The sequence below is a fragment of the Alkalihalobacillus sp. AL-G genome (genome assembly GCF_030643805.1).
Lineage (GTDB): Bacteria > Bacillota > Bacilli > Bacillales > Fictibacillaceae > Pseudalkalibacillus.
The window spans coordinates 2,124,222-2,142,921 of record NZ_CP094656.1 but is presented as its reverse complement, the minus strand read 5'-3'; the positions used below and the strand labels follow the sequence as shown (position 1 = coordinate 2,142,921).

18 protein-coding genes are annotated in these 18,700 nt (G+C 40.5%); 6 read left to right on the top strand and 12 right to left on the bottom strand.

The features are described from left to right. Window positions 1-210: 210 nt before the first annotated feature. From MOJ78_RS10970 to gltB, 3 genes are read right to left on the bottom strand one after another with little or no spacing between them, the layout of a single operon-like run. A complete protein-coding gene (locus MOJ78_RS10970; protein ID WP_304977385.1) occupies window positions 211-351 on the bottom strand; it encodes a hypothetical protein in 141 nt (46 codons plus the stop codon). A gap of 54 nt (window positions 352-405) precedes the next feature. Beyond that, window positions 406-1,896 (bottom strand): glutamate synthase subunit beta, encoded by a 1,491-nt coding sequence (locus tag MOJ78_RS10965; protein ID WP_304977384.1) that lies wholly within the window; start codon window positions 1,894-1,896, stop codon window positions 406-408. Window positions 1,897-1,925: 29 nt separating this feature from the next. After that, window positions 1,926-6,446 (bottom strand): glutamate synthase large subunit, encoded by a 4,521-nt coding sequence (gene gltB / locus MOJ78_RS10960; RefSeq protein ID WP_304977383.1) that lies wholly within the window; start codon window positions 6,444-6,446, stop codon window positions 1,926-1,928. Window positions 6,447-6,593: 147 nt separating this feature from the next. Here gltB and MOJ78_RS10955 point away from each other — a divergent pair, with 147 nt between their 5' ends. Together MOJ78_RS10955 and MOJ78_RS10950 are read left to right on the top strand one after the other, a co-directional pair. Then, window positions 6,594-7,499, top strand: a complete 906-nt coding sequence (locus MOJ78_RS10955; RefSeq protein WP_304977382.1) for a glutamate biosynthesis transcriptional regulator GltC — start codon at window positions 6,594-6,596, stop codon at window positions 7,497-7,499. A 68-nt stretch (window positions 7,500-7,567) separates the two neighbouring features. Then, entirely contained in the window at window positions 7,568-7,819 is a 252-nt protein-coding gene (locus tag MOJ78_RS10950; RefSeq protein ID WP_304977381.1) for a hypothetical protein, read from the top strand. Window positions 7,820-7,955: 136 nt separating this feature from the next. Here MOJ78_RS10950 and MOJ78_RS10945 read toward each other — a convergent pair whose 3' ends face one another. Both MOJ78_RS10945 and MOJ78_RS10940 read right to left on the bottom strand, forming a co-directional pair. Then, complete coding sequence (locus MOJ78_RS10945; protein WP_304977380.1) at window positions 7,956-8,399, bottom strand: YhcN/YlaJ family sporulation lipoprotein; 444 nt, start codon at window positions 8,397-8,399, stop codon at window positions 7,956-7,958. 67 nt (window positions 8,400-8,466) lie between these two features. Beyond that, a complete protein-coding gene (locus MOJ78_RS10940; RefSeq protein ID WP_304977379.1) occupies window positions 8,467-9,573 on the bottom strand; it encodes an MGDG synthase family glycosyltransferase in 1,107 nt (368 codons plus the stop codon). A 148-nt stretch (window positions 9,574-9,721) separates the two neighbouring features. Between MOJ78_RS10940 and MOJ78_RS10935 the strand changes: the two genes are divergently transcribed. Both MOJ78_RS10935 and MOJ78_RS10930 read left to right on the top strand, forming a co-directional pair. Further along, the gene (locus tag MOJ78_RS10935; RefSeq protein WP_304977378.1) at window positions 9,722-10,282 is read left to right on the top strand and encodes a YkoP family protein; all 561 of its coding nucleotides are present in this window, start codon (window positions 9,722-9,724) and stop codon (window positions 10,280-10,282) included. Between the two features lie 83 nt (window positions 10,283-10,365). Next, window positions 10,366-11,214: a metallophosphoesterase gene (locus MOJ78_RS10930; protein WP_304981237.1), complete on the top strand. Its 849-nt coding sequence runs from the start codon at window positions 10,366-10,368 to the stop codon at window positions 11,212-11,214. 64 nt (window positions 11,215-11,278) lie between these two features. On the opposite strand, the gene MOJ78_RS10925 is transcribed toward MOJ78_RS10930, so the two are convergent. Continuing rightward, entirely contained in the window at window positions 11,279-11,920 is a 642-nt protein-coding gene (locus MOJ78_RS10925) for a GDSL-type esterase/lipase family protein (RefSeq protein ID WP_304977377.1), read from the bottom strand. A 177-nt stretch (window positions 11,921-12,097) separates the two neighbouring features. Here MOJ78_RS10925 and MOJ78_RS10920 point away from each other — a divergent pair, with 177 nt between their 5' ends. After that, window positions 12,098-13,153, top strand: a complete 1,056-nt coding sequence (locus MOJ78_RS10920; RefSeq protein WP_304977376.1) for a M20/M25/M40 family metallo-hydrolase — start codon at window positions 12,098-12,100, stop codon at window positions 13,151-13,153. 40 nt (window positions 13,154-13,193) lie between these two features. Here MOJ78_RS10920 and MOJ78_RS10915 read toward each other — a convergent pair whose 3' ends face one another. Further along, window positions 13,194-14,696, bottom strand: coding sequence for a PAS domain-containing sensor histidine kinase (locus MOJ78_RS10915; protein WP_304977375.1), 1,503 nt, complete (start codon window positions 14,694-14,696; stop codon window positions 13,194-13,196). Window positions 14,697-14,950: 254 nt separating this feature from the next. Between MOJ78_RS10915 and MOJ78_RS10910 the strand changes: the two genes are divergently transcribed. Next, a complete protein-coding gene (locus tag MOJ78_RS10910; protein WP_304977374.1) occupies window positions 14,951-15,295 on the top strand; it encodes a hypothetical protein in 345 nt (114 codons plus the stop codon). 47 nt (window positions 15,296-15,342) lie between these two features. Here MOJ78_RS10910 and MOJ78_RS10905 read toward each other — a convergent pair whose 3' ends face one another. The 5 genes from MOJ78_RS10905 to MOJ78_RS10885 form a co-directional block, all read right to left on the bottom strand. Further along, complete coding sequence (locus tag MOJ78_RS10905) at window positions 15,343-15,861, bottom strand: acyl-CoA thioesterase (RefSeq protein ID WP_304977373.1); 519 nt, start codon at window positions 15,859-15,861, stop codon at window positions 15,343-15,345. A 110-nt stretch (window positions 15,862-15,971) separates the two neighbouring features. After that, window positions 15,972-16,490, bottom strand: coding sequence for a 2'-5' RNA ligase family protein (locus MOJ78_RS10900; protein WP_304977372.1), 519 nt, complete (start codon window positions 16,488-16,490; stop codon window positions 15,972-15,974). A 136-nt stretch (window positions 16,491-16,626) separates the two neighbouring features. Next, a complete protein-coding gene (locus MOJ78_RS10895; protein WP_304977371.1) occupies window positions 16,627-17,109 on the bottom strand; it encodes a dihydrofolate reductase in 483 nt (160 codons plus the stop codon). Then, window positions 17,106-17,900, bottom strand: a complete 795-nt coding sequence (locus MOJ78_RS10890; RefSeq protein ID WP_304977370.1) for a thymidylate synthase — start codon at window positions 17,898-17,900, stop codon at window positions 17,106-17,108. Before MOJ78_RS10890 ends, MOJ78_RS10895 begins: the two co-directional genes overlap by 4 nt. Before the next feature lie 111 nt (window positions 17,901-18,011). Further along, the gene (locus MOJ78_RS10885; RefSeq protein ID WP_304977369.1) at window positions 18,012-18,653 is read right to left on the bottom strand and encodes a YpjP family protein; all 642 of its coding nucleotides are present in this window, start codon (window positions 18,651-18,653) and stop codon (window positions 18,012-18,014) included. Window positions 18,654-18,700: the final 47 nt, after the last annotated feature.

The window sequence follows — 18,700 nt, the reverse complement described above, 5'->3', positions numbered from 1 at the left end:
ATAGGGTGTTGTCCTACATAACACGAAAAAGACACCTGAAATATATCCGTATTCCCTTTCTACTGATTGGCGGTATCTTTTTGAAGTCATCGAGGAGATCAGATTTCAATAAAAAAGAAGCATTTCCGTCATTGGAAATCCTTCCTTTTTCTTAGTACCCGTATAGGTTATTCAATGATTACCTACGTTAAGTGCATACCTTTTATAATGTCATTTCTTCTTCTCATCTTCTAATTTTTCTAAATCAATCGGCTCTTCCCGTGAAAATTCTTCTCGAGCGATTTTTGCACCTTTAGGTGGCCGATTAATCGTACCTTGCCTCTTATGTTGAAAATTTTTGCCTCTTCCCATTAATGGCTCCCTCCTTCATATTGGATACTTATAAATTACCCACAGGTCACCTGATTATCCAAATGAAGCAGTTTGTGTCGAGAAAGCCAAATAATCATGACAGACCTTTGCAACTTCCCGGCCTTCGCGAATGGCCCAAACGACCAAACTTTGCCCTTTACGTGCATCCCCAGCTGCGAATACACCTTCATTGCTCGTCATATACGTATTATCCTCTGTCCATATCGTTCCGCTGCTCGTTTCTTTTATGTGGAAATGATCAACCGTCAGCCTTTCTGGACCTGTAAAACCGATTGCGATGAGGACGAGTTGGGCCGGCCACCTCTTTTCTGTCCCAGGTATTTCAGTAGTGACAAGTTCACCCTCTTGATTTATTCTTTTTTTGATTTCAACGGTATTCAGGGCAATAACCTGTCCGTTAGAATCAGTTTCAAATTCTTTTGTTAAAATTTCATATTTACGTGGGTCAGCACCTTGGGTTTGAACCGCTTCCTCGTAAGCATATTCCAATGAAAACGTTAAGGGCGGCAACGGCCAAGGGTTGCTCTGTTCACGGCTTTCAGGCAATGATGGGTGTTTTCCGAATTGGACAACGCTATTGCATGTTTGCCTCAAGGCAGTAGCCACGCAGTCAGCCCCAGTATCTCCCCCTCCAATTACTATAACGTCTTTTCCTTTTGCGTCGAACGTATAGTCCAATGGATGATCATCGAGCATTTGTTTCGTTGAATGGACAAGGAAGTCCATTGCAAAATGGATGCCCTTTCCATCACGATTCGAAATCGGTAAGTCTCTCGGCTTTTGTGCACCGACACAGAGTATGACCGCATCGTATTCTGTTTGTAATTGTCCGCGGGTAATATCTTTTCCGATCTCCGTGTTGAGTACGAATTGGATCCCTTCTTCCTTCAACAGCTGGATTCTACGTTCAATCACTTCTTTTTCAAGCTTCATGTTCGGGATTCCGTACATTAACAAACCACCTGGTCGATCATCCCTCTCAAAAATGGTAACGGAATGTCCCTTCTTGTTTAGCTCATCTGCAGCGGTCAATCCAGCGGGGCCAGACCCGACGATTGCTACTCTTTTCCCGCTCCTTTTTTGTGGAAGGGATGGGTTGATCCAATTGTTCTCAAATCCACGTTCGATGATTTCATTTTCAATCGATTTAATGGTCACCGCTTCGCTATGAAGTCCGAGCGTGCAGGAGCCTTCGCAAGGTGCAGGGCATACCCTTCCTGTAAATTCCGGGAAATTATTCGTTTCCTCTAAACGATCGAGTGCTTGTTTCCATTTCCCGTCACTTACAAGCTCGTTCCATTCGGGTATCAAGTTATTGATCGGGCAACCGACAGTGGATCGCCCCCATTCTGCACCTGTGTGGCAAAACGGTGTGCCGCAGTCCATGCATCTTGAACTTTGCCGCTTAAGTTCCCGGTCTGTCGGTCGTTTTGTGTATTCATTCCAATCGTTGATCCGTGTTGAAGGATTTCGTTTTCCGATGTCTTTTCGCGGGTACTTCATAAACCCTGTAAGTTCCCCCATTTTGTTCTCCCCCCTCTTGTGAGCGTCCATTAGGATAATGTGAGTAAGTCTTGTTCTTCCGGGTCATTTTGCTCATCGTTTTGTTTCTGCATTCGTTTGTATTCAATTGGAATGACTTTAATGAAATGAGCAACTGATTCACGCCAGTTTTGCAAGATATACCTTGCACGGATACTGCCTGTATTCATGTAATGCAGCTGTATCATCTTTTTCACTTCTTTAATTTCCTTGTAATTGGCTAACTCTTCAAACTGGACCAATTCTTTATTACAATTTGCGATCACAGAATCGGAACTCTTCGACCAAATATAGGAAATACCTCCGGACATTCCAGCTGCAAAATTCTTTCCAACAGAACCGAGAATGATGACACGTCCGCCTGTCATGTATTCACAACCATTGTCCCCTACACCTTCGACAACAGCGTCAGCTCCACTGTTACGGACTGCAAAACGCTCTCCAGCTGCCCCATTTATAAATGCCTGGCCTGATGTTGCGCCGAACAAGGCTACATTACCGATAAGGATCTCCTGCATTTGACGAACAGTCGGTTTAATACGCGGTGATACGATAATCCTTCCACCTGATAATCCTTTACCGACATAATCGTTGCCATCACCTCTTAAATTCAAAGTAATTCCTTTCGGCACAAAAGCACCAAAACTTTGACCTGCGGAACCTTTAAAGGTGAGATGAATTGTATCATCAGGTAATCCGTCTGAGCCGAAACGGCTTGTCACTTCATACCCTAATCTCGTTCCTACAGCGCGATCGGTATTTTTTATTAACGCATCAAATGTGACACGTTCTCGATGCGAAAGCGCTCGTCTTAAGTTAGGAATTAACACTTGTTCATCAAGATGGTTACATCGATCGTCGTTATTCTGATTATCTTTATAGGCTATGAATGGCTCTGGTGTGTAGAGTAAAGGGGTTAGATCCAACATACGCGCCTTTGGATGCTCATCCATTTTTGGACTCACCGTTAACTTTTCAGTTCTTCCGATCATTTCCTCCATTGTTCGGAAGCCCAATTGAGCCATCAGTTCACGAATTTCTTCGGCGATAAATCGCATATAGTTGACGACATGCTCGGGTTTTCCCATGAATTTTTTTCTAAGCTCAGGGTTTTGAGTAGCAATCCCGACTGGACACGTATCGAGGTGACATGCACGCATCATAATACAACCAAGAACAACTAGTGGAGCTGTCGAAAAACCAAACTCTTCAGCCCCTAATAAGGCTGCCTTTACAACGTCTTTACCTGTCATCAATTTCCCATCGGTTTCCAACACGACAGAGTCACGCAATCCATTTAGAATAAGCGTCTGATGCGCTTCAGCTAAACCGATTTCCCATGGAAGTCCGGCATGACGTATACTCGTTTTAGGGGATGCTCCGGTACCGCCTTCGTAACCACTGATTAAAATGACGTCCGCGTTCCCCTTCGCAACTCCAGCAGCGATCGTTCCAACTCCAGACTTTGCTACGAGCTTTACACTGATTCGAGCCTTTGGATTAGCAGCTTTCAAATCATAGATCAATTGCGAAAGATCCTCGATGGAATAGATATCGTGATGTGGCGGTGGTGAAATTAGACCAACCCCAGGCGTAGACTTTCTAACCTCTGCAATCCAAGGGTGAACTTTTTTACCAGGAAGATGCCCGCCTTCTCCTGGTTTTGCACCTTGTGCCATTTTTATTTGTAACTCATCCGCATTTACTAGGTAATGACTCGTTACCCCAAAACGACCTGAGGCAACTTGCTTGATTGCACTGCGGCGATTGTCCCCATTTTCATCAGGGGTAAAACGAGTCGGGTGTTCTCCACCCTCACCACTGTTGCTTTTTCCACCAATCTGATTCATGGCGATGGCTAGGATCTCATGGGCTTCCTGGCTCAATGATCCGTAAGACATCGCCCCTGTTTTAAATCTTTTCCAGATGGACTCAACAGACTCTACCTCTTCAATCGATATCGCAGTATCATTCCGATCGATTTCAAGTAGATCTCGTAAAAATGTAACCGTCTCATTTGAAGCGAGCTCAGAAAATTGTTTATAAAGCCCATAGTCATTCGTTCTGCAAGCGTGCTGCAGCGTATGAATCGTTTTAGGATTGAAAGCATGATGCTCTCCGTCATGTCGCCACTGCATTGCTCCTCCGGATTCTAAAGAACTGCTTCCACTAAAGGCATGCTGATGACGTTTCTCCGTTTCCTCAGCAATCGTTGTTAAATCAACGCCTCCGAGTTTTGAAGCTGTACCAGGGAAGAACGAATCAATCACCTGGTGACTGATTCCAATTGCTTCGAAGGTTTGAGCACCACGATAGCTTTGAATAGTAGAAATACCCATCTTAGACATCACTTTTACAATACCGGTAGTAGCTGCTTCAATGAATTGACTGATGGATTCGTTGTAATTGATGGTTTCTAAATGCTCGTCGTCGATAAGCTTTTCAATCGTTCGATAAGCAACATAAGGGTAAATCGCATCAACCCCATAGCCGATTAATGCAGAAAATTGATGAACATCACGCGCTTCGGCCGTTTCAATTATGATGCTTGCCTTTGTGCGAAGGCCGACTTTGACGAGATGATGATGCAGGCCACTTACGACAAGGAGTGATGGTATTTGTGCATGCCTTATATCCAAATCCCGATCAGATAGTATTACTAAGCTGACACCGTTACGTACCCTTTGTTCAATCTTTTCAAATAATCGGAATACGGATTTTTGCAGAGTGGCTGGATCCTGATCAACTTCATATAAACTAGAAAAACGGGCGGACTTAAACCCTGGTCCGCCACCACTAAACAATTGGTCAAACTCATGTTTTTTCAGGATTGGAGTGGATAGCTGGATTCTTTGGGAATCCTCAAGGTTATCCTGAAGTACATTCCCTTCTGGACCTAAGTACGTCTTCGTTGAGGTGAAGCCCTGTTCCCGGATCGCATCAATCGGTGGATTGGTCACTTGGGCAAACAGCTGTTTGAAATAGTTGAATAATAGCTGCGGTTGTCTTGATAACACAGCGAGTGGAGTATCATTCCCCATTGAACCAATCGGATCTTTGTTTTCTTTTACCATCGGCAGGATATTTTTCATGACTTCTTCTGTTGTATAGCCATTAGCAAGCTGATAAGTTAAGAGTTCTTCCTCTGTCACGGATTCTTGTTGGTGGTCCTGTTCTGAATTCTTTAAGGTGATCAATGTTTGTTCCAGCCATTTTCGATACGGGTAAGCTGTTGCAATTGACCTTTTCAGTTCAGGGTTCAGGATAATTTCATTCGTTTCTAAATCAACCAATATCATTTCCCCCGGTGCTAGTCGCCCCTTTTGAACAACTCGCTTTGGTTCAACATCGAGCACCCCCACTTCTGAAGAAAAAATGATCGTGTTCTGATCCGTTAAATAAAAACGTGCAGGACGCAATCCGTTCCGGTCAATCAACGCACCGATTTGGTTTCCATCTGTGTATGCCAGTGCTGTCGGTCCGTCCCATGGTTCCATTTTACAACTTAGGAATTCAAGGCATGCTCGTTCTGGGTCTGTCATCTGATCATTTAAATCCCAAGCTTCAGGAACCATCATTGCTGCAGTGTGCGTGAGCGACCTTCCATTCATAGCCAAATATTCAAAAGCCTGATCGAGCATACCGGAGTCACTGCCAGAATCAGAAATCACAGGCAATAGATCATGATGTCGATTACCAAATACATCAGATTCGGCTGATTTTTCTCGAGCTTTCATCCAATTTACGTTTCCAGTGATCGTATTGATTTCTCCGTTGTGCATAATCATTCGGTTCGGATGTGCTCGTTCCCAGGATGGGAATGTGTTTGTGCTGTAACGTGAATGTACCATTGCAAAGGTACTCCTAAAGTCTGGCTGTGGCAGGTCTTCATAGAAACGATCTAATTGATAAGACGATAACATTCCTTTATACACAATGACATCTTTGGAAAGACTCGCGATGTAAAAAGGATGTTGTTCCTGCCAATCTAGTTGTTCAATCTGTTTTTCAATTCGTTTTCGGATTAAATAAAGTGAACGAGTAAACGCAATGTCAGATTCGATCCACTTTGGCTTTCTAACAAAAAATTGACGGATGAACGGCATCGTTCGCAATGCTGTTGATGATACAGCTTCCTTTTGAACTGGTACCGCTCTCCATCCGATCAATTCATGGTGTTCTTGGATAATGACTTGTTCGATTATTTTTTCTGCACGAGTTCGTTCATGTGCATCCTGTGGAAGGAACACCATTCCGACTGCATAATCTCCGCTCTTTGGTAATTTTTCAGACCATATTTTCCGAAAAAAACGATCGGGTATTTTCAGCATGATGCCTGCCCCATCACCTGAATCCGGGTCAATACCTTGACCACCTCGATGCTCGAGACGACATAGCATGCTCAGTGCATCTGTAACAATTTGGTGTGATTCGATGCCATCAATTTGTGCGACAAAACCGATACCACAAGCATCTTTTTCATTAGCAGGGTCATAGAGTCCTTGTTTGCATGGAAATCCCGTTCGATTCATAGTATCACCCCATCATTTTATCTAATTCGGAAATTTCTGATAAAAGTTGTTAGTTTCCATACTAGTGACTTTCTGTTATGCTTTCAATATATAAATTCGATGAAACCATTCTCTAAGTGAGAACGATTAGTCGTAAGGGTTGATATAATGGAGTTAAGGCAGATTTATTATTTTATAAAAGTGGCAGAAATGGAGCATGTGAGTCATGCAGCTGCGGAATTGCACGTAGCACAGTCCGCAGTCAGTCGACAAATTTCGAATCTAGAACAAGAGCTAGGGGTAAGCTTGTTTTTTCGCGAAGGTCGTAATATACGTTTAACACCTGTGGGGAGAATTTTTTTAGATCATGTCAAAATCGCCATTGTGGAATTGGATAAAGCCAAGCAAGAGGTCTTTGAATATCTGAATCCCGAAACAGGTACGATACGGCTAGGGTTTCCGACGAGCCTTGCAGCAAAAACATTACCTACTGTTATTTCAGCATTTCGAAAGGAACACCCCCAAATTGGTTTTCAGCTTCGTCAAGGAACGGTGAACGAATTGTCGGATGCCGTTGTTCAAGGGCATATTGATCTTGCCTTTGTATCCCCTGTCCCTGCGAACAAAAAGGACCTTAAAGGACATATCTTTTTTACTGAAAAAGTTCTGGCGTTGCTTCCAGTGAGTCATCCACTCGCAGACCAATCTCAGCTTAGGCTTAATCAGCTTCGTCATGATCCATTTGTCGTGTTCCGACACGGGTACATATTACGAGATTTGATTATGAAGTCATGTCAGCAGGTAGGATTCACTCCGAGGATTGCATTTGAAGGAGAAGACGTGGATACAATCAAAGGCCTCGTTTCAGCTGGTCTTGGTGTGAGTATGCTTCCGGAAATTACACTTCATGATTTGCCTGATCGTGAAAATGTTTCCATTGAAATTATTGAGCCGAACGTAACACGTACAGTAGGGATCATCATTCCACAAAATCGCGAGTTGGCCCCTTCTGAAAAAGTATTCTTTGGGTTTCTAAAGGAGTTTTATGATACGTTGGATCGTTTCGGACAATAAGGGGCCTATTTTATAGGTTAATGATTCCCGAAATTGTCAATACTGGTATGTAAAAAAGGATGAATAATTTGGAATCATTTCGTATTTTTTATACGTATCGGACACGCGAGCTCAATTTTATAACGGTTACCGGCATGGACATGTGCGAAAAACGTCTCTTTTCGGTTCTCGTTTATTCAGCAAATGATTCGATCGATTTGACCCACCCTCTCACACCGGCATTACCTGAAGACCTTCGAAATCTGTTGTACAGTGAAAAAGAACAAATCGACAGAGGATATTATGACCTTGCTTCTTGGAACACTTCGGTACTCCACTAATGATGGTGGAATGAAAACAAGGCAGTTGCCGAGCATTTAGGCGAAAGCAAAGTTGCAGCACCTAAAAGGCAATGCTCTGTAAAAAAGACAGCCTGAGTAGTCATCGCTATTCAGGCCATTTCATTTAAATGGGCAATCAGCCCTTTTCTTTGGAAAGCTTTATTAATTTTTTCACTTTTTTATGAACGGCTTCCTCATCTAAATGTTCCGTTTTGATTTCCTTCTCTAATTTTTCAATTTCCATATAGATTTTTTTGTCAGGTGTAACAGTAACCTTTTTATTAGGATGTTGTTTTTTAAGTTTTTTCTTAACCTTCTTATTTATTTCTTGCAATTGAAACCGATCAAAGTTGGTCACCTTTATTGCTACAAGTAATTTGTCTTTTGCTTGGACCATTCGTAGATCTTCCACACCTTTAACCTTTTCACCGCTTTTTATGATGTAAGGCTCTTTCGTATACGTAATCTCCTTCGTCTCTGCTCCCTCTTGTGCTTGATCATCATTATTGTTGCAAGCACTCATGAAAATCATCGTAAATAACGTGATTATAATTAGGTACTTTCGCTGGCTTATCTGCATATTGATCACCTTCTGATTCGTTCACATTTTAAATACACTCTTTTAGGTTGGGATGATGAATAAGGAATTATACTCCGTTTTCCAAAACTTTCGTTAAAACCTGTGTAGCTGTTCTCTGTTCAATACGATGGTGATAATCGGATATTTTCGACTGGCCATCGGTAAATACATTCGGGTCGTCCAAGATCTGTAGTATGTCCCTTTCGGCTTCTCTCCACCGAAACAACGGGTAGACTAACTGTTGTGTACTTAAATGTTCTAAGTTGTACTCCTCTTGACCAGGTAAATGATCATATATGAAAATCGGTAGACGCTTCTTGAGGCATTCTGCAACGGTAACACCCCCAGGTTTTGTAATAATCGCATCGTTTTCATCATATAGCTGGTTCATCTTTTCTCGGCAATCAATGTAGGGCAGCGGGTGGATCCAGTCCTTTTGTAATTGGCTAATTCGTTCATATAGTCTCTTATTTTTCCCGCAAAGAATTTGGTAGCGAATTCGACCGTTCGACTGCAATTGCTGTATGAATTTTAATAAGTTACCTGTACCTAGATTGCCCCCCGATACAAGTACTTTATATGTTTCCTTTTCAATATGGTCCCGTTTTGGAATCGATTTTATAGAATGATGAACAGGAATTCCTAAAACATGAATTTGATCTGGTGGTACACCATTGTGAATTAATGTCTGTTTAAATGCTTGATCCGGAACGACATGATAATCAATGTATTGTTTCCCCCATATATCGTTAATAAAAAAATCGGTATAAACGTTTATGATTGGAACGGTCAGCTCTCCCGACTTCTTCAAGGTTTCTAACAAGTACGAGGGTAAGGCATGTGTGCAAACAACAAAAACAGGTTTGTGTTCGCGTATGATCCTCCTTAGGGAACGTAAAAACATTTTTTCAAAAATGGTATAACGGGAATCTGATTGGACGTTCGATTTAGCCAGTTTTTTATAAACAGAACTATACAATGTTGGATTGTATTGAATCCACTTTAAATAAACATTCGATACAAGTCGTTCTCCAAACCCGAATGTACTGGATAGCAGTTCTTCTTTTTTACATTTAAAGTTTCCAGTTTGTTCTAATTCGATCTTTATCGCATCTGCAACGTGATGGTGACCTGAAGAAATCGTCAACAGTGGTAACATCAATACTCGTTTCATCAAAAATCAGCCCGTTTTTAGTAACTAGTGTTTGAAGTTCTATCTCGAATCATTCGACTGAGCGTCCATCCTCTTATTTCCATTGATAATTAGCATTTCAGATACCAACAATATTGTTGAATCATATATCTTGAAGGAGAATATCAGCATGAATTTCAGAGGATATGCACTCACGATTTGGGAAACACTTGATCCCTTATATTACACGTTTACACGATTAACGTACTTAGATAAAGATAAAGAAGAACCGTGTATTTTTCGAGTCCGGTTAACCCGTTATAAGGGTCGTTCGCTCACCTTGAATGACGGAACAACAATTACCAAAAACGATGTTTTAGTTAAGATTCATCTGCATAATGTACGGTTATTACGCACAATGGCCAATCAAAATAATGATCTTTATAAAGCCCGTCATTTATACAGGCTTGTCCAAAAATCATTGCCTAATGTTGCAGAATATGTTCAAAAACATTCGGATTTTGGTCAGATAAAAGGAATCATTGGCATCACCCTACTTAATAAAGGATGTCACCGCTTAGGATTTGAAACCTTTTCGATTAAAAGTAAAATTTACCGTTTGTTTAAGCTGTCAGCACTTTACCCAATCTTCTTATTATCTTCGTCTCGTAGTACGCAATCGTTGAAAATACCTGATCCTACGTATTTAATCATGACACGGGAACAATTATTAGAACGCTACCAGCAATGACATTTCGTTCAGCTCCCATCATTTACCGGTTCCAATTCCCCTCATAAATTCCTATAATTGTATATAGGGAGGGGATTTTTTTGATGTATATACTTATTGTTTTGTTGTTATCCATTGCATTTTTCGGAATTTATAAAGCTTATAAAAATACACATCAGTTTACACTGAATCGAATAAAAATCAATTCCCCTGAACGTGAAACGACTTCGAAACTGAACATATTGCATATTTCTGATATGCATTTAGAAAATATCTCTATTACACCAGAACAGCTTTTTGAATCATTGCAAGGGGAGCCAATCGACCTTATAGCATTAACCGGTGATTTTTTGGATCGGAAACGAAGCCTTTCTAAATTACCTCAATATTTGAAAGTATTTCAGTGTTTAAATCCAACATACGGAACGTATGCCGTGTTTGGGAACCATGATTATGTCTTGAATAAGGATCATTTTTCCACATTAGAAAAAACCCTTCGAGAGCATGATTGTAGAACACTCCGTAACGAAAACAATACGATCGATATAAACGGAATGTCCGTCAATTTAATCGGAATCGATAATTTCGGTACAGGTCATAGCGACTTGGACAAAGCGTATAAGAACTTGCCGGAAACTGGGTTCAACCTTGTTCTTACACACGACCCGAATGTTGTGCTCAATATGAAAGAGACCCCATATGACTATTTGTTATCAGGTCATTTCCACGGCGGCCAAATACACTGGCCAAAGCCTTACCATTTAATTAAAATGGGTAAGCTTGTCCGTTTAAACATGGTAAAAGGACTACACCACATGAACGGAAAGCCATTTTACATCAGTGAGGGACTTGGACAAACTGGATTTAATATCCGAGTAGGTTCACGGCCCGAGATTACGTTGCATGAGGTAAATATGAAAATAGCTGAATCTAAGAATGAAGTAGCCTCATAATGGTATGTAACTGGACTGGACTTTTGGACGGGATATCTTCCATCCAAACAAGTTCAGTCCTTTTCTAATAATAAAGTGGTTCAAACCCGAGCTTTATCAATTCATTTGCAATAATTTCATAGCCCTTTCCATTTGGATGTAGACCATCAATCGATAACACTTTACGTCCCCTCTTTTTAAACGATGGATAAACATCAGCCACCTCAATATTGTTCTCTTTAAAACTGTTTAAGTACCTGTTAAAGGCTTGAACCCAATCATCACTAAACACGATAAATGGAAATGGATTATACAATCCGATCAAACGTATGATATATGGATACTTGCCTGCTATTTTCAATTCGAAGATTTTCGTCAGGATCGCTGAAATGTTTTTCATGCACTCTTTAAAAACCTCTTCAAAAAACTTTGTCTGTTTGGTTGAAATGTACGATCTAGCAGCCCGAACTAGATCATTTCCACCTGCGCTTATCGTGATGATATCGGCATCCTGAATGGCATTTTGTACGTTTTGTCTTGATAAAGCTGTCAAGATATCCTTTGAAGTCGCTCCATTCTTCGCAAAAACATTTTTAACCACGTTCTTGTGTAAAGTCTGTTGAATAGACTCTACATACCTAGGCACAAACCCGGGAGCTATCAGTGTTCCTGTTCCAAGTGTTAGTGAATCTCCAAGAGCAACGTATTCCAATTTGTTAGTGTTCATGGCATTTCACCTATCAATATTCGTTAACGTTCTTAATACCATATGTCGAGTCACACACCATCGACATGGACAACCGCTGAGCACATTGAAAATTTGAATCTTCATATTAATCACTTTGTTTTTCGGACTGATTTTCGGTATGATGGAATAGGTAATCAGACGATTAGGAGGCTCTTCATGAACGAGAAATCGCAAAAATTCTTAAAAGAACTGCTTTCAACCCCTTCCCCATCTGGATTCGAAATGGCAATACAGCGGAAGTGGATTAAATATGTTGAAAAATTTGCAGACATAATTGAAACAGATCATGCTGGAAATGTAACCGGTGTCGTAAATCCTGATGCTCCATTTAAAGTGCTTTTAGCCGGGCACTGTGATGAAATCGGCTTTATCATCAATCGAATTGATGAAAACGGTTACATACATTTCACTAAACTAGGTGGAATCAGTCATAAGCCGGCTATTGGAATGAAGGTTGAGATACTCGGATATAAGAAAACGGTCACTGGAGTAATCGGTGTAAATGCCGAACATCATGGAGGTATAAAGGAAAAATTTGAGTTTGAAGACCTTTATATCGACTGTGGTGCAAAGAGTAAAGACGAGGTCGAACAGTACGTCCAGGTTGGCGATCTGGTGATCTATAAACGAGACGTGGAATTTTTAATGAACAACCGTATCAGTGGCAGGGGCCTTGACAACAGAACAGGCGCGTTTATCGTTGCTGAAGTTCTACGTAATGTTGCTGAAAAAAATCCGAATGTGGGTGTTTATGCAGTTAGTACTGTAAACGAGGAAACAAATATGGGCGGAGCATACTTCGCTGCCTCGAAGATCAAACCGAACTTCGCTCTTGCAGTTGATGTAACGTTTGCAACAGATTATCCAGGTGTCAATCGAAATAAGCACGGTGATATTCGATTAGACGATGGACCAGTCCTTGCGAAAGGCGCTCCAATCCATTACAAAATAAACAACCTGCTTGAGGAAACTGCGAGAAAGCAGGAGATCAATCTTCAATATGAGCTGACTCCGAGGGTTACAGGTACAGATGCGGATAAAATGCGTTTAACCGGTGAAGGTGTTCCGATTGCACTGGTATCCCTTCCGCTCCGATACATGCACTCCCCCGTTGAAACAGCAAGCTTAAAGGATATCAGCGAGGAGATTACTTTAATTACAGAAATGATCCTATCACTACAAGGAAACGAAAACTTAAAACCACTTGAATAGAAACAAATAGAGTGATATAAAAGGACTTACTCCTTTTATATCACTCTTCTTTTACATAGATTGTACGAGTTACTGGTAAGGAAATCGTTACAGTTGTACCGTTGTTTTGTTTACTATCAAATTCCACGGAACCTTTATGGTTCGCAATGATTTTTTGACTGATCATTAGGCCAAGTCCTGTGCCTTTCCTCTTTGTTGTAAAAAATGGCATCCCTATTTTAGAAAAGGTGTCTTTTGGCATCCCGTGACCGTGATCGACAACCTTCACTTTAAGAAAGTGATCATCTGAATCGATCGTAACTACAATTTTCCCGCCTGGTTCAGATGCCTCAATTGCATTCTTCAGATAGTTTAAGAATGCTTGTTTCAATTGGTTTTCGTCACATTCGATCTCAGGAAGCCGTTCTGCAAAACTTGTTTCAATTTCAATATTTTCTTCAATCGCCTGTGTATTAATTAAGGTAAGGATATGGTCTAATAATCTCTTGATACACGTCTTTTGAAATCTGACAACCTGGGGTTTTGCTAAAAGTAAAAATTCACTAACGATTAAATTGATGCGCTCTAATTCAGACAACATCAATTCATAATAATGCTTTGTCCCTCGCCCGCTATTGGAATGCAGAAATTGAAGGAAGCCTTTCAGAGAAGTTAATGGATTCCTGATTTCATGTGCGATACTGGCTGCCATCTGTCCAATTACCGCAAGCTTATCGGAGTTTCGCAGCAATTCTTCCGTATGTTTTCGTTCAGTCTGGTCACGAACGACCATCACGATGGAATCGATTCGGTTTGTTTCATTAATGACTGGTGTACAGTGAGCTTCTAATGACACCCAGTGACCATCGTTATGAAGCTCCCGATATTCTAGATGGATCGGACTCTTATCTATGATCATCGACTGAAATTGTTCTCCGATTACAGGCAAATCATGGGGATGGATAAAACTGAAATCGCGAATACGTTCATAATACTTAGAATCTCTTCCTAGTGTCCTCACATGTGATGGTGATGCATATATGATTTGTCCATCCAAATTCAATATTCGAATGAGGTCCGCTGTGTTTTCTGCGATCAGTCTATATTTTGCCTCGCTTTTTTGTAATTCCTCTCTTGCCTTTTTTTGTGAAGTTATATCCCTGAGAATGTTGGCCATTGCGATAACCTTGCCGTTTTGAGCCATTACTGGTGAATAGGTGATACTGACATCAATGATTGTTCCATCCTTCTTTTTGCGTAAGGTTTCAAAATCTTTTATCGATTCCCCAGCTTTAACTCTATTTTGTAAATCCACTACTTCTTCCCTGTAGCTTTCATCAGGAATGGTCACAACCTTGTTCCCTATCAGCTCTTCCCTAGAGTAGCCAAAGACTGTCTCAGTCGCTTTATTCAGTTTTAAAATATTACCGTCGAGATCGAACAGACCAATAGCATCAGCTGAATGGTCGATGAATGATTCCCAGAATGAATGATCCATAGCTAGTTCCGCTTTTCCATCAAAATCTGTATGTATTGCAGCATTTACTTGTTCATTGATCGACATAACTTAACCTCACCATCATCAAATTTCCAGCTTTATATACATAGTTTGACAAATTACGCTAAATCCCTTTATTCTAATTTATTGAAATTTGGTTTACCCATTGATTGTTACAGTTGCCGGACCCATTTACGTAAATTTATTTATGCTGAATGTACTGGTTGTGTTTGATAATGCACATCCCTTTAGCGATACGTTTAAGGAACTTCCAATGAGGGGTATGGTACATATAAATGAAGGAATGAGGTGTTTTCAATATGACAAACCGAAATACGTACTACGTGTCACCAAAAGGAGATATCCTTCCCGTAAATACAGATATACGGCTGCAATTATTTGAAGTGGCAGTATCAGACGAAGAATTAAACCGTTTTAGAATAGCTGTCAAAGAGTTCGATTCGGCAGAAGATGTTGAAAAGGAGGACTTTTTTAACCTCACACACTTTAAAGAGGTAGAAGTTGACGAACATAGACGGATCACATTCGGTAAATTGGTTCAAATTTATAAATGGATCTATACACATGGGACAGCCACAACTAAATTTGAAATTGAGAAAATGAACATTCTACCTAAATTAGAAGAAAACGCTCGAGATCGATAATAATTCAACCGGCTCATCCCAATATAGGATGACCCGGTTTGTTTAGACTATTCCCACGGTTTCTGTGTACCGAAATTCTGTGCCAACTGTTTACTCTCGTCTCTTCGTTTTCTACGCCGTTCAGCCCGTTTTGCGGCCCCTTCAAAGAGTCCCTTTTCTTCCTCTGTTTCTGGTATCACACCTGGAACTGGGGTAGGCTTTCCATCTTCGTCGATTGCTACAAATGTTAAAAAAGATAGTGCACACAGCTCACGATCTCCTGTTAATAAATTTTCAGAGACGACTTTTACAAAGACCTCCATTGAAGTACGATGACTCCAGGATACAAACGCTTCAAGGCAAACGGAATAGCCTTCCTTGATCGGATGTAAAAAGTCTACTGAATCACTTGAAGCTGTGACGACATACTTTCTTGCATGTCTCGTTGCTGCAATGGCTGCAACATCATCGATGTAAGCCATCAATTTCCCACCAAATAATGTTCCGTGATTGTTTGTATCAGGAGGTAGAACATGACTGCTTTTAATAGTACGCGATTCTCTAACTTTTTTTGGTGATATCGACATTATTTTGCCCCTTTTTTAAAGCCTTTATATTAGTTTTTTCCTCTAGCTTATACGAGGGTATCCAGTCTCATACATCGACAATATGCAACCTAAGGAGATGACCCATGTATTTATTGATTATCATTCAACTTAAATATATGTTCAACTATTGAATCGTCATTTGGACCGATTATTTCAAGTACAATCTTTTTAATCCAGAATTGTTTAGCAATAATCGTTTGTTTTGCAAGCTCCAAAGCCTCAGAAGCTTCAATTTGACTAATAAAGCGTCCAATCGTTACATGTGGAATGTACGTCTGATTTTCCGACTGGTACTGTACTAATTTTTTTGTGTATAACCGATTATGTATTGCGCAGATTTGTTCTTTTCCCTCGTCTACTAGATAAAAAAGACAATGATCATCAGCAATATGGAAGTCATTAAGTGTGATTGAAAATGGTTGCACTTTTTTTAACGTTTGAGAGAGATGTTCGATGCACTCCTCAGTTGTCAGTTTACTCTCAAATGGAAAAACCAATGTAATGTGAGGAGGGATGACAGAATATAAGTAGTCGAATTTTTTGCGGAACGCTTCCACTTCTTCAAGTTGTACGCGTTCTATAAATATGGATATTGATCGTTTTTTCATCTTAACCTCCTCTTACCCATCTTTTTATACTATTATATTTTTATAAAAGGAGTACGGTACGTGAAATTTATTTATAAGAATATAAAATATAAAGGGAGGGCTTTGGTTCGATCTCCTCCCACTATAAAGCATTAAATTACATTTGTTTTCGATCGTAAACGATAAAATAATAGTCATAAGGATTTTTTTCGTTTTTAATCCCCTTCTCCTTCGATGAAACCTTCCAGTCGGATTCATCAATTTCAGGAAAGTACGTGTCACCGTCAAAATCAGCATCAATGTAGGTGAAGTAAATCCGATCCGTTTTCGGTAGCACCTGTTCGAAGATTTGTGCTCCCCCGATAACAATTTGCTCTTCGCCATTTTGTTCAAGCGCTTCATCAATCGAATGAGTTACGATACAACCTTCAGCTTCATAGCTTTTATTCGTGGTCACGATTACATTTTTCCGACCTGGCAGCGGCTTGCCAATTGATTCATACGTTTTCCGTCCCATAATGATCGTATGGCCCATCGATACCTTTTTGAACCACTTCAAATCCTCAGGTAAATGCCATGGAAGATCGTTATCTTTACCCATCACCTGGTTTTTTCCGACAGCAACTAATAGTGAAATCATACTGATACAGCACCTTTTATATGAGGATGAGGATCATAGTTTTCGAGTGTGAAATCCTCGAATTTGAAATCAAAAATCGACTTCACTTCTGGATTGATTTTCATTGTAGGTAGTTGTCTTAGTTCTCTGGAAAGCTGTAATTCAACCTGTTCAAGATGATTCAGGTAAATGTGAGCATCTCCAAACGTATGGACAAACTCACCAGGCTCAAGGTCACAAACCTGTGCAATCATCGTCGTAAGCAAAGCATACGATGCAATGTTAAACGGTACTCCTAAAAATGTGTCCGCGCTGCGCTGGTATAACTGACACGATAATTTCCCATCGGATACATAAAACTGGAACAGGCAATGACATGGCGTTAATGCCATTTCATCCAACTCGCCTGCGTTCCATGCATTGACGACAAGCCGTCTTGAATCAGGATTTTTCTTGATCTCTTCAACAACTCTCGTAATCTGATCCACCGTTCCGCCATCTGGTTTTGTCCACGAACGCCATTGTTTTCCGTAAACCGGACCGAGGTCACCGTTCTCGTCAGCCCATTCGTTCCAGATTCGAACTCCATTATCCTGAAGATACTTAACGTTGGTATCCCCATTTAAAAACCAGAGCAGCTCATGAATGATTGACTTTAGGTGTAACTTTTTTGTTGTGATCATCGGAAAACCCTCTTGAAGATCAAAACGCATTTGATACCCGAAAACACTAACCGTTCCTGTGCCTGTACGATCCTCTTTTTTTGAACCATTTTCTAATATATGTCGACATAAATCTAAGTATTGTTGCATGCTACCCCTCTCTTTCAACAAAGTATGTAACCTGAATTAATTATAGCATGTGGAATTTCGTGTAGAAACAATAAATCGGAGCCGACTTTAATTCGTCAGCTCCGATATCGTTTAGCTCATCCAATTGGGTGGTGTGTTTTGATCCCAATAAATACTTCCTAATTCATGATGCTCGGCAAACTGATCGCTAGAGGCATGATAGTGAAAGGAGAACCAAAAGCCTTGGCCAGGAGGGTGTTCTCTACGAACATGGAGGCGGAAAACATCCTCACCCGATTCTCGATTCATAATATGGAAGATTTTTTCACCTTTTCCTTTGGTCGGCTTATCTGTAATTCCTAAATTTCTAAGTGTTTCCTCATCAATTTGACTACTCAATTGTGCGATCGTTTCTTCAATCTTTGGAAGGATGATCGAACGGAACTCTTCCCCACGCTTTTGTTCAATTTTTGTACCGAATTTCTGTATCGTTTGGTGATGCGCCTGATAAACGGTATGAGCTACGAATGCGTCCTGCAATTGCTCAGTACTATCGATAGAGGCTGCAACTTCTTCCCAACTATTCGAGTACAGATCTATTTCTTCTTGTTCTTCAGAAGTAATCGGATCTTGATGACTCTGTATGTAATCGCTAGCTGCCTTTTTCGAGTCTTCTTTATTACTGTCTGCCAGGAGGTGTGGTGGTGGTGAAACGGTTCCTAACGTGAATACTGTTATTAATACGACGAGTGTTTTACGTAACCATTTGGGCATATTCTATCCACCTGCTTTTTCGTTACTTCAACTTTATCTATTATCTC